The sequence below is a fragment of the Allofournierella sp. genome, from assembly GCF_048388525.1.
GTDB lineage: Bacteria > Bacillota > Clostridia > Oscillospirales > Ruminococcaceae > BQOK01.
In genome coordinates, this window is record NZ_DBGCTQ010000128.1 from 1 (window position 1) to 11064 (window position 11064).

The following is an 11064-nucleotide window of genomic DNA, read 5'->3' on the forward strand; positions in this document are numbered from 1 at the left end:
GGAATCCAGCGGAAATACAAGATAAAACAAGGGGGGGGGGCCGGAAATGCCGGCCCCCGCCCCTTGTTTTACTTCTTTACGCCTCCGCGGTGGAAACCAGGTATTTAAAAATCTGCAGCTTGTTCTGCTCGTACAGGCCCATATCCTCGTACAGCTCCTTGTAATAGGCAAAAAGGCTCGCCTTGGTGGTGATGGTGTTTCGCAGGTTCAGCTTGGTGGCCGTGATGCTTTGGGGGTTCTGCACGTAATAGTAGATCGGCGTTTCCAGCGCGTAAAACCGCGCCGCATAGCGGATGTATTCCAGGTTGAACAAAAGATCCTCGCTCCAGGTAAGCTCCTCGCTGCACCGGATGGCGTGGGTGTGCACGATGTCGCGCCGGTACAGCTTGTTCCACATCACGCCGTAATAAAAACTGGCCGGCTCCTGCATCAGGTTTTTGGCAAAATCCACCTTGCTGTAAAAGCCCTCGTTCAAAAAGCCGTACCGGTCGATCAGCTCCCTCTCCTGCGGCTCCTCGCCTTCGCTTTCGGCGGGCACCTGCACCCGCTCCACCCGGAAGTAATGGGCGATCACCATGTCCGCCTGGTTCGCCTCGGCCTTGTCCACCATCAGCTGGGTGGCGTTGGGGTCCAGGTAATCGTCGCTGTCCACAAACTGCAAATACTTGCCCTTCGCCATCCCGATCGCCAGGTTGCGGGTGGCCGAAACCCCGCTGTTCGCCTGGTCAATCAGCACGATGCGCCCGTCCACCCGGGCGAACATCTGGCACACCGGCAGGCTGGCGTCCTGGCTGCCGTCGTTCACCACAATGATCTCCAGATTTTTATAGGTCTGCTTGCGGATGCTCTCCAGGCACCGGGCCACGTGGCTGCTGGCGTTGTACACCGGCACGATCACGGTTACGAGCGGCTGTTCCATGCATTTCCCCTCCTGCTGTTTCCTAGTTCAAATATAGTACATTTTATGCAAAAAAGCAAACGAAACTGCTTGATGGAGCGCTATCCCTCTCAAATCGTCCACCCGGTGCGGTTGCCGGATCGCCCCGGCGGGGGTATAATAGCCCTAAACACGATTTTCGGAGGTTTTTTATGAACGATGCCATGCCCCGGCTGCGGGCGCTGCAAAAGCAGATGTACGCGCTGCAATATGCCCTCAACCTGATCGATTACGACGCCCAGACCGTGGCCCCCAAAGAGGGGTATGCCGGCCGGGGCGAGGCGCTCGAGGTGCTCACCGCCTCGCACTACGCCCTGATCGCAGACCCCGCCCTGCCCGCCCTGCTGGAAAGCGCCCGCCAGGGGGAGCTCACCCCCCAGCAGGCCGCTGAGCTCGCCGAGCTGCAAACCCAATACGACCGGCTCAGCCGCATCCCCGCGGCCGAATACGCCGCCTTCGCCAAGCTCACGAACCAGGCCCAGAACGCCTGGGAAAAGGCCAAGGCCGCCAGCGATTTTTCTCTCTTCGCCCCTTATCTTGAACAGATCGTGGCCGCCCGCCGCCGCTTTGCCGCCTACTTTGACCCCGAAAAAGCCCCTTACGACGTCTGGCTCGACCAGTTCGAGAAGGGCCTTTCCATGGCCCAGTGCGACGAATTTTTCGCCCAGCTCAAGGGCGCCCTCCAGCCGCTGGTGCGCCGCATCGTCACCGGGGGCAAGGCCCCCGCGGCCGCCTTTCTGCAAAACACCTGGCCGCTGGAGGCGCAGCGTGCCCTCTCCGTTTATCTGATGGGGCTGATGGGGCTGGACGCCGGGCACTGCCAGTTGGGCGAGAGCGAGCACCCCTTCACCAACGAGCTTTATAAGGGCGACGTGCGCATCACCACCCATTACCACGAAAACGACTTTCTCAGCAGCATGTACTCGGTCATCCACGAGGGCGGGCACGCTCTTTACGAGCTGCACATCGCCGGCCGCCTGGCCTACACCTGCCTTTCCGGCGGGGCTAGCATGGGCCTGCACGAGAGCCAGAGCCGCCTGTACGAAAACTACCTGGGCCGCAGCCTGCCCTTCATCCGCTGCATCTGGCCCAAGCTGACAAAGCTGTTTCCAAACCAGCTGGCCGGCGTGAGCGCCGAACAATTTTACCGGGCCGTCAACCAGTGCCGCCCCAGCCTCATCCGCACCGAGGCCGACGAGGTGACCTACTGCCTGCACGTGATGGTGCGCTACGAGCTGGAAAAGCGCCTTCTGAGCGGCAGCCTGGCGGTGGCCGACCTGCCCGCCGCCTGGAACGCCCAGATGAAGGAGCTTTTGGGCGTGGACGTGCCCTGCGACGCCCAGGGCGTTCTGCAGGACATTCACTGGGCCTGCGGCGATCTCGGCTACTTCCCCAGCTACGCCCTGGGCACAGCCTACGGCGCCCAGATCATGGCAAAAATGCGCTCCGAGCTGGATGTGGACGCCCTGCTGGAAGCCGGGCAGTTCGCCCCCATCAATGCCTGGCTCGAGGATCGCATCTGGCAGTACGGCAAGGAAAAAAGCCCCGCCTGGCTTTTGCAGAACGCCTGCGGCGTCCCCTTCGACCCCCATTATTACACCGATTACTTGGTGCAAAAATATTCCAAAATATACGAATTGTAATCCAAGCGGCTGCATAGAAACCAAAGCTGCTCTTTGCACACCCCCGCCGCCTGAAACATCAAAACCCCCGCCCATGGCCAAGCCAGGGGCGGGGGTTTTGCCGTTGTTTTCTGCCGCGGCGCTATGCAAATATTTTTTCCAGCAGCTCCCGCGCGTCCTCTTTGCTCATCCTGCGGGGGTTGAACGCCTGGAACAGCTCGGTCTCGATCTCCCCTGCCAGTGCGTCCAGGTCGGCGGGGCGCGGCGTGAACTCCGTGATGGGGCCAAGGCGCAGCTCCTCGTCCCGAAAGCGGATCAGCGCCCGGCGCACCTCTGTGCCTACCTGCTCCGGCGTTTGCTCCCCGGTGAATGTGCAGCCGAGCATCCGCCCCACCGCCCTTGTCTTCTCAGGGATCGCCGGCGCGTTGAACTCCAGCACCCAGGGCAGCGCATAGGCGCAGGCATAGCCGTGGGGGATGCCGCACCTCGCGCCCAGCACATGGGCCGCCGAGTGGCCCGCATGGGTGTGGCCGTACCGCAGCATCCAGCCGCCCAGCATGCTGGCCACCGCCATATGGGCCCGCGGCTCCACCTCGTCCGGGCATTTCACCGCCCGGGGCAGCCACTGCACCACGCAGCGGATGTTCGCCTCGCTGATCTGGTCGGTCAGCAGGTTTGCCAGCGTGGAGGTGTACGACTCCACCGAGTGGGCCAGCGCATCCATGCCGGTGGAGGCGGTAAGCCCGGCGGGCAGCCCCACCGTGAGCAGCGGGTCCAGAATAATGTAGTTCGCCATGGCGTTCACCGCCAGGATCGGGCATTTCACATGCTCCGGGCTGGTGATCACCAGCCCGTCCGACAGTTCGCTCCCGGTGCCCGAGGTCGTGGGGATCACCACCAGATTCTCCGCCCGGTTCATGGGCCGGGCCGGGTCGGCATATTCCATAATGCCCCCCTCATTGCAGCGCAGCAGGTTGATGCCCTTGGCCGTATCGATGCTGCTCCCGCCGCCCACCGCCACCACGGCGCCGTATCCCCCGCGCCTGCAAAAGGCCGCGCCCTCGTCCACCAAGGCGCTGGGCGGGTCGGCCTGCACCCGGTCAAACACCGCAAATTCCACCCCGGCCGTTTGCAGGCTTGCGGTCACCTGGCCCGCAATGCCCGCGCGCTTTACCCCCTCGTCGCACACCACCAGCGCCTTTTGAACGCCCAGCTGCCGCAGCAGCGCGCCCACCTCGCCCGTCCTGCCCTCGCCGTATAAAATTTTGGCGTCCTGCATCAGGGTAAAATCCATTTTTTATTCCTCCTTTGCCGCCTTTCTCACAAATGCAGCAGCCTTGCCGCATTCCGGTAAAACACCTTGTCCGCCAGCACCGGGTCGTCTGCAAAGGCCTCCTCGCAGGCCGCCACAGACTGGGTGATCCCGTCAAAAGGGTAATCGGTGGCGAACAGCAGCTTGTCCTCGCCGAACAGTTCGGCCAGCTCCCGCATCACGGCCGCGTTTTTGAAGGAGGTGTCGGTATACACGTTTTTCCAGCCGTGCCGCTTCACCTCCTGCGCCAGCTCCTCATACTCCCAGCCGCAGTCGCCCCCCGCGTGGGCGGGCACCAGGATATAGTCCGGGTAGCGCTCGATCAGCGCCAGCATGTAGTGCAGCTCTCCGTACTCCTTGGGCGCCAAAGGCTGGTATTTGCTGCCCGGCTTGTAGTAATCGTTGATGCCGCAGTGCGAGGTCACCGGCAGCCCCAGCTCGCCAAACACCTCCACCGCCGCGTAGGTGCGCTCGTCGGTCAGGGGCACGTTCTGCAAAATCGGGTGCAGCTTCAGGCCCTTTGCCCCCCGGGCAATGTCCCGCCGCAGCTTGGCCGTCATCTCGGGGATGGGCAGGCGAAAATCCGCGCTGGTGAACGGAAGGAGCCGCGGCTCCAGCTTGGAGGCTGCAAGCGCTTCCTCAAAGCTGGAATTGGGCATCACCGGCAGCGACACCGCGTAGTCGATCCGGTTTTTGTCCAGCGCGGCCCGGGTCGCCTCCAGGCTGCCGTACTCCCAGGTGCGCAGCTGCCCCGCGTCGATCAGCACATTCTGCTCCTCCTGGTTTTCAGTCACCAGCGCCCGGCCGTAATGCTCCTGCGCCAGCTCCTCGAACGGGTCCGGGTAGGGTGCAAAGTGCAGCGGCGGGTGGAACACGATGTTCCTGCTGTCGTGAAAAATATCCCCCAAATGGGTATGAAAATCTATGATCCTTCGTTTCATCGCGCCTTGCGCCTCTCTTTCCTGTTTGCCCGCTTTTTTCGGCGGGCGGGTCGTGCTCAAAAAAGCGCCCCGGCCGCAAAGCGTATATCCGCCCTGGGGCCGGGGTGCCCTGCAATTCCTGTCCCCTACCGTTCGCCGTCCGCCAGCCGGGCCGCCGCCATGCGGCAGGCGCCCATGGCCGCGTCCTCCGTGGCAATGCGCACCTCCACATTGCTGTACTTCGCCTCGAACTGTTCCTTAAAAAAGCCAAAGTGCAGCGGGCTTTTCACAATCGCGCTGCCCCAGGCCCCTACCCGGAACACCGGCATTTCAGCCAGCCTCAGCCGCCGCACAATGGTGTCGGCCAGCGCAAAGGTATGCTGCGCGGCCTCCCGCAGAATGCCCACCGCGTAGGCGTCGCCCTGCGCCGCCGCGCGGTCCACCAGCGCGGTCAGGCCGGGGTTCTTCCAGCACATGTGCTCAATGTCGACGCACACGCCGATCAGGTCCTCCCTCTTTTCCAGGTGCAGCGCCTCGCTCAGCATCCCGCTCAGCAGCGAGGGCTCCACCCGCCCGTCCATCAGCAGGCTTAAATGGTTCAGCGCCCGGGTGCTCACCCAGCTGCCGGAGCCCTCGTCCCCAAAAATGCAGGGCGGCCAGCCGCCGCAGCGGGCGGTCTCTCCCTTTTCGTTGCAGCCGAACGCGATGGAGCCTGTGCCCGCGATCACCACGGCCCCCACCCCGCCGGTCACGGCAAACTGGGCCACCTGCGCGTCGTTTACGCACAGCACCCGGCATCGGAACCCGCTGAGCCCCTCGTAGATCTCCTGCACCACCCGGCTGTCCCGGTCAGAATCAATGCCGGTGGTGCCGCACACCAGGAACGCGCAGTCCCGGCGGTGGCCGCCGAACCTTGCCAGGCAGGCGTCGATATTCCCGTTCACCCGCCGCAGCACCTCGTCCCGCTCAAACCGGTAATGCCCGGCCGGCGGCCCCACATATTCCGCCAGGGGCTCCCCCGCGGGCGTGCAGGCGCGCACCAGGTACTTTGTACCCCCGCTGTCTATTCCCAGGACGTATTTCATCCCCTCATCCCCCCGGTGTTTTATCTGCCGTTGTTGTACTTTGTAGGGCAGCTTTTTGTGTACAGGTCATACATGGGCGAGCCCTCGCTCAGCCCCAGCAGCTCCGGCACCCTTGCCGCCAGCAGCTGCGGGGGCAGCACTGCCTCAAAAATCTGCGTGTGGTCGCGGCCCGTGCGCAGCAGGTGCAGCACCCTGCCGCCCTGAATGGCCTCGTCCGTGGTCACGGTATAGGCATAGGGCGAGAACTGCGCGTGGCAGCGGGCCAGCTCCAGCATGCGCTCCCGCTCGCCGGGCGCGTCGCAGATGTAAAAAATGCCGCCCAGCTCCCTGTCGGTCAAAATGATGGGCCCGTGCAGGTATTCCTCAAATTCAAAGCTCATGGAGGGCACCTTGATGGTTTCCAGGATCTTCAGGCACCCCTCGGTGGCCGCGGCAAAGGCGCTGCCGCAGCCCACCAGCACGTATTTGTGGATCTTTACCAGGTCCTCCCGGTTGCGCTCAAACCAGCTCTCGGTGCGCCGGATGTTCTCTTCCATCTGCTCGGCGGCCAGATACAGCAGCCCGATCTCCGCCTCATACTTTTCCTGCCCAATCGCCCCGCAGGCCAGCGCGGCCTCCAGCGCGCACACATACATGCACAGCACCGACGCGGTATACCCCACGGTCTTGGGGCCGGCCAGCTCCTCCCCGCAGCCGATCAGCATGTGGTGGGGGCTGCGGCGCTGGATCTCGCACTGCGCCTCGCCTGTAATGCTGATGGCAGGGTGCTCCTTCAGCGCTTCCATCGCCTCCAGCGTGTTGGTGGACGACCCCCCCTGCGAAACAAACACCACCATGGGCCGCCCGCCCCGCAGCGGCGGAAGGTTCGACGACGGCACCGCCCGCACGTCCGTATCCAGAATCTCTTCCATATAGGCCATGGCCGCGTTCTCCGCATTCAGCGAGGTTCCGCTGCCCACCAGGTAAAGTTTATCGGGCCTCACCTCACAAAACAGCCTTACAAACTCGGCCGTCTGCGTTTTGCGCCCGTCCAGAATGCGGCGAAGCACCTCGGGCTGCCGCTTCCAGTAGTCGTACATTGTGTTTCCCATGAACCCTTTCTCCTTTTTCGATTCCGATTTTCAGCCTGCCGCCCGCTCAGCCCTTCAGGCCGGAGGTGGCAATGCCCTCAACGATATGCTTTTGGAACAAAAGATACACCACCACCGGCGGGATGCCGCTCAGCAGCATCGCCGCGATCTTCACGCGGCCCTCGATCCACGAACCGTCGCCCAACAGGCCCGCCACCAGCACGCTCACCGGCTTCCATTTGGTGCCGGCCACCAGGGTGGGCCACAAAAACGAACCCCACACCTGCATAAACTGGATCACGGTCACCGTGAGCAGCGGCGTGGCCATCAGGGGCAGCACAACCCGCAGGAACACGGTCAGGTGCCCGGCGCCGTCGATCTCGCCCGCCTCGATCAGCTCGTGGGGCATGCTCTCCAAAAACTGTTTGATGATGAACACCGCAAAGGCCGACGGGATCGAGGGGATCGCCAGCCCGATCAGCGTGTCGCTCCACCCCAGGTTGTATACAAACCGGTACAGCGGGATGATGTAGGTAATCATGGGCAGCATCATGCTGGACAGAATCAGCATAAAAATCACGTCCCGGCCCGGAAATTTAAAGCACGCCAGCTCATATGCCGCCAGCGACGAGACCAGCAGCATGCCCACAATGGTCGCGCTCACATAAAGCAGGGTCTGAACGGTGGAGGGGATCATGTTGGTCTGGATCAGCGCCTGCTTGATGTTTTCAATGCCGCTGGCGAGGGAGTTCGGGTAAAAGGTGGAAACGATGCCCCGGTCGGCGGTGGAAAAGGTCACGCTGATCAGCTGGGTAAAGGGCAGCAGGCACACGACCAGCCAGAGCAGGGCGAACCCCCAGCTGAACACCTTTGCAAAGGTGGAAGTCTGTTTCATCATAACGCCGCGCCTCCTTCAGTTGTCCTTGTTTTTGCGGCCGCGGTACACGATCTGCACCAGGGTGATGGCAAAGATAATGAGCATCAGCACAAAGCCTTCCGCGCAGGCGCGGCCCAGGTTTCCCGCCTTGCCCGAGTACACATTGCCCACGATCTCCATCACCGGGTAGCTTGCAAACGCGCCCTTGCCGCCGATCACGCCCACCGCGCTGGAGTTCGAAAGCACCCACGGGATATCGTAGGTCTGGATCGCGCCGATGAAGCAGTTCACGATCACAAAGAACAGCACCGGCTCCAGCATGGGGATGGTGATGTGCACCCATTGCTGGAACGTGCTCGCCCCGTCGATGGTGGACGCCTCGTACAGATCCCCCGGGATGTTTTTCATGCCCGCGGTCAGAATAATCATGTTAAAGCCAATGGCCCGCCACAGGTCGATGATAATCAAAAAGGCGGTAAAATACCCCGGTGTCAGGCGCCAGGTCACCCCTTCGCCAATGCCGATCTTCGCCAGCAAAACCGCCACAAGGCCGGTGTCGGCGCTCATCAGCCACAGCCACACGCCCGTGGCCAAAAAGAAGGGCGCCACATAGGGCATAAAAAACGCGCCCCGCAAAAAGTTGTGCAAGCGCCCCCGGAACTGGTTGATCACCAGCGAGATCAGGGTGGCGAAGAGCAGGTTCAGGGGCACCACCAGCGCCACAAAGACCGAAAGGTTTTTCAGCGAGGTCAAAAAGCGCTTTCCCTGCTGCGTGCCCTCGCTGAGCACCGTTTTAAAATTCTCCAGCCCCACAAACGTCACGGCGTCGCCCGTGCGGGTGGACCAGTCAAAAAAGCTCATCACCAGCCCATAGAGCATGGGCCACAAAATAAACACCGCAAAAAAGATCACGAACGGCGCAAGCCCGAGATAGTGCTTTCCGTATCTGCGCCAAAAGGACCGGGGGTTGCTTCTCTTTTTCGCTGGCTGCGCCCCCAGCCGGGGTGCGCGGGCTGTGGCTGTGTTCGCCATGGCGCTCTCTCCTTTTCATCCGTTCTGTTGTTCCCGCCCCGCCCTGCCTGTGCGCGGGGCTATGGCCAGGCCGCCAGGCGCGCCTGGCGGCCTGGCCATAAAAGGCGGGGGTGCGGCCCAAAACGCGGGCCGCGCCCCCGCATACCGCCGTTACGCGTTCTCGTTGATCATCGCAATGGAATCCTCTGCGGCGGCCTTCACGTCGGTAATGCTGCCGTCCCACAGGCCGAACATCGAATCGGCGCAGCCGGTCTCCCACATCATGTCACAGCGGAACGGCACCGCCTGGTTCACGCAGTTGTTCACGATCTCGTTGCACACGCCCAGCATCCAGGGGGACTCCGGGTCGCCCGCGATCTCGTTCATGGCCTCGTTGTTCATCACGGGGCGCCCCATCTCGCGGCAGAATGTCTTCATCTGCTCGGTGCCGGTAATGTACATCAAAAATCCCGCGGCCGCTTCGTTGCGGCCCGCGTCGCCGCTGTCCACCACGCCCAGCCATTCGTTTCCGTAAGAGGAGCTGTAGGGCCCGCCCGCCACCTGCGAGGGCACGGGGATCGCGTCATACTTGAAGGCGCTGTTCTCTGCGGCCGCCGCCTCCAGGTTCGGGTTCAGGAAGGGGCCATGAATGGTAAACGCCAGCTTGTCCTGCGTAAAGGCGTCGGTGGCGGCCTGGTCCAGGAAGGTGTACGCGGCCGAATACTGGCCCACCTTTTTCAAAATCTCGTAGCCGGGCTCCAGCGCCGCGGCGGTAATGGTGGTGGCGCCGTTCTCCCAGCCCACCTTAAGGTCTGGGTTTCCGCACACAAACGCGCTGGTCACCCAGTCGTTCGCGGTCAGGTTCGGCAGCACGTCGTAGCCGTTCTCCTTCACCTTGGCAAACTGTTCCAGCAGCTCGTCCATGGTGGCGGGCCGCTTCGAGGTATCCACGCCGCAGGCCTCCAGCACAGTCAGGTTGCGGTACAAAAGCTCACAGTTCGCAGTGAAGGGCAGGCCCCAGCAGGTGCCCTCAGGGTTGGTCATCAGGTCCTTCATGGCGTCCGCGTTCAGCGCGTTTTTATAGCTCTCGTCCGCCGCGTCGTAATAGGGCTGCAGGTTCAGGATATTGGCGCTCTCCACAATGCGCTTGCCGTTCAAAAACTGAATGGCAAACATATCCGGCAGCGAGCCGCCCGCCATAAAGCCGGAAACAATCTCGGTGTCGGGCTTGCCCACAAAGGTGATGCTCTTCACCTCCGGGTGCTGGGCAATGTACTCGTCGGCCCAGCTGTTAAAAATCTCCGCCGCCGTGCCCACCGTCCAGTCCTGAAACAGCCACATCGTGAGCTCATAGCCACCGCTGCTGCCGTCACCGCTGCCGGCGGGCGCCGCGCCCTGGCTGCTGCCCCCCTTGCCGCCGCAGGCCGCAAGGCCCAGCGCCATTGCCACTGCAAGGATCAGACTCAAAAAACGTTTCATCCTTTTCACCTCATTTTTTATTTTCTATTGCTTGTGCAATAAAATTACGGTTTTCCGCGTCTCCGGCCCCGCGCTCTTTCCCAGGGGCCATTTCCAGGGCATTGTGCACGTTTTTTTGCCGTTCAAGTGCACAAAAACTGCGCGTTTTGCTTTACACCCCCATTATATCCAAGGGCAAAAAACTTCGGCACTATCATTTTTAATAGTATTTTTTGGCGCCGCCCCTCATTATTTTCAGGCGCCGCCCCTCAATCAGGGGCCGCCCCCTCCCGGGCAAAAAGCAGGGGGCGCTGTGAAAGGCCTTCACAGCGCCCCCGCGCGGGGTTTGGAACACAAGCGGCGGCCGCCCCCTCAAAAATGGCGGGGCGGTCACAGCAAATTCAGCTCCCTCGCCTTTTTGATGGCAAGCATCTTGTTGTTCACTTCCAGTTTTTGATAAATGTTTTTAATGTGGTAGCGCACCGTCGTCACCGAGATAAACAGCCGCTCCCCGATCTCCTCGTGCTTGCAGCCGCGCTCCAGCAGGTCCAGGATCTCCTTCTCCCGGGCCGTGAGCACAATCTTGCTGAAATTCAGGCTTTCCACCCGCCTGCGGTAGGCTCTTGTGCAGTCCAGCAGGCGCTCCATATAGGCGGGGTCAAACCTGCCCTGGCCGGCAATCTGCTCCAGCAGGTCCAAAATATACCGCCCGTTTTCGGCAAAGGGCAGCACAATGCCGTCCGCCTGGCCGATCTCCAGCGCCCCGGCCAGT

Annotated in this window: 10 protein-coding genes; 1 reads left to right on the forward strand and 9 read right to left on the reverse strand. The window is 62.1% G+C overall.

Annotation, left to right across the window (positions count from 1 at the left end):
* Positions 1-76 precede the first annotated feature (76 nt).
* A complete protein-coding gene (locus ACMLHZ_RS15375; RefSeq protein ID WP_418668543.1) occupies positions 77-919 on the reverse strand; it encodes a glycosyltransferase family 2 protein in 843 nt (280 codons plus the stop codon).
* A gap of 170 nt (positions 920-1089) precedes the next feature.
* On the opposite strand from ACMLHZ_RS15375, the gene ACMLHZ_RS15380 reads away from it, so the two are divergent.
* A complete protein-coding gene (locus ACMLHZ_RS15380) occupies positions 1090-2580 on the forward strand; it encodes a carboxypeptidase M32 (RefSeq protein ID WP_418668544.1) in 1491 nt (496 codons plus the stop codon).
* Positions 2581-2701: 121 nt separating this feature from the next.
* Here ACMLHZ_RS15380 and ACMLHZ_RS15385 read toward each other — a convergent pair whose 3' ends face one another.
* The 8 genes from ACMLHZ_RS15385 to ACMLHZ_RS15420 form a co-directional block, all read right to left on the reverse strand.
* Positions 2702-3853, reverse strand: a complete 1152-nt coding sequence (locus ACMLHZ_RS15385) for an iron-containing alcohol dehydrogenase (RefSeq protein ID WP_418668545.1) — start codon at positions 3851-3853, stop codon at positions 2702-2704.
* Positions 3854-3879: 26 nt separating this feature from the next.
* Complete coding sequence (locus tag ACMLHZ_RS15390; RefSeq protein WP_418668546.1) at positions 3880-4812, reverse strand: amidohydrolase family protein; 933 nt, start codon at positions 4810-4812, stop codon at positions 3880-3882.
* Between the two features lie 125 nt (positions 4813-4937).
* Positions 4938-5876, reverse strand: coding sequence for an N-acetylglucosamine kinase (locus tag ACMLHZ_RS15395; protein WP_418668547.1), 939 nt, complete (start codon positions 5874-5876; stop codon positions 4938-4940).
* A gap of 20 nt (positions 5877-5896) precedes the next feature.
* Positions 5897-6967, reverse strand: coding sequence for an SIS domain-containing protein (locus ACMLHZ_RS15400; protein WP_418668548.1), 1071 nt, complete (start codon positions 6965-6967; stop codon positions 5897-5899).
* A gap of 46 nt (positions 6968-7013) precedes the next feature.
* Positions 7014-7844, reverse strand: coding sequence for a carbohydrate ABC transporter permease (locus ACMLHZ_RS15405; protein WP_177562041.1), 831 nt, complete (start codon positions 7842-7844; stop codon positions 7014-7016).
* Positions 7845-7859: 15 nt separating this feature from the next.
* On the reverse strand, positions 7860-8855 hold the full coding sequence (locus ACMLHZ_RS15410) for a carbohydrate ABC transporter permease (protein WP_418668549.1): 996 nt from the start codon (positions 8853-8855) through the stop codon (positions 7860-7862).
* A gap of 150 nt (positions 8856-9005) precedes the next feature.
* On the reverse strand, positions 9006-10313 hold the full coding sequence (locus ACMLHZ_RS15415) for an ABC transporter substrate-binding protein (RefSeq protein ID WP_418668550.1): 1308 nt from the start codon (positions 10311-10313) through the stop codon (positions 9006-9008).
* A gap of 369 nt (positions 10314-10682) precedes the next feature.
* Positions 10683-11064: response regulator transcription factor (locus ACMLHZ_RS15420; RefSeq protein WP_418668551.1), on the reverse strand; the 382-nt coding region annotated here is incomplete at its 5' end.

Bases quoted from the DNA above. Each gene is read 5' to 3' on its own strand.
- ACMLHZ_RS15375 (WP_418668543.1), bottom strand. From the start codon at position 919: ATGGAACAGCCGCTCGTAACCGTGATCGTGCCGGTGTACAACGCCAGC.
- ACMLHZ_RS15380 (WP_418668544.1), top strand. From the start codon at position 1,090: ATGAACGATGCCATGCCCCGGCTGCGGGCGCTGCAAAAGCAGATGTAC.
- ACMLHZ_RS15385 (WP_418668545.1), bottom strand. From the start codon at position 3,853: ATGGATTTTACCCTGATGCAGGACGCCAAAATTTTATACGGCGAGGGC.
- ACMLHZ_RS15390 (WP_418668546.1), bottom strand. From the start codon at position 4,812: ATGAAACGAAGGATCATAGATTTTCATACCCATTTGGGGGATATTTTT.
- ACMLHZ_RS15395 (WP_418668547.1), bottom strand. From the start codon at position 5,876: ATGAAATACGTCCTGGGAATAGACAGCGGGGGTACAAAGTACCTGGTG.
- ACMLHZ_RS15400 (WP_418668548.1), bottom strand. From the start codon at position 6,967: ATGGGAAACACAATGTACGACTACTGGAAGCGGCAGCCCGAGGTGCTT.
- ACMLHZ_RS15405 (WP_177562041.1), bottom strand. From the start codon at position 7,844: ATGATGAAACAGACTTCCACCTTTGCAAAGGTGTTCAGCTGGGGGTTC.
- ACMLHZ_RS15410 (WP_418668549.1), bottom strand. From the start codon at position 8,855: ATGGCGAACACAGCCACAGCCCGCGCACCCCGGCTGGGGGCGCAGCCA.
- ACMLHZ_RS15415 (WP_418668550.1), bottom strand. From the start codon at position 10,313: ATGAAACGTTTTTTGAGTCTGATCCTTGCAGTGGCAATGGCGCTGGGC.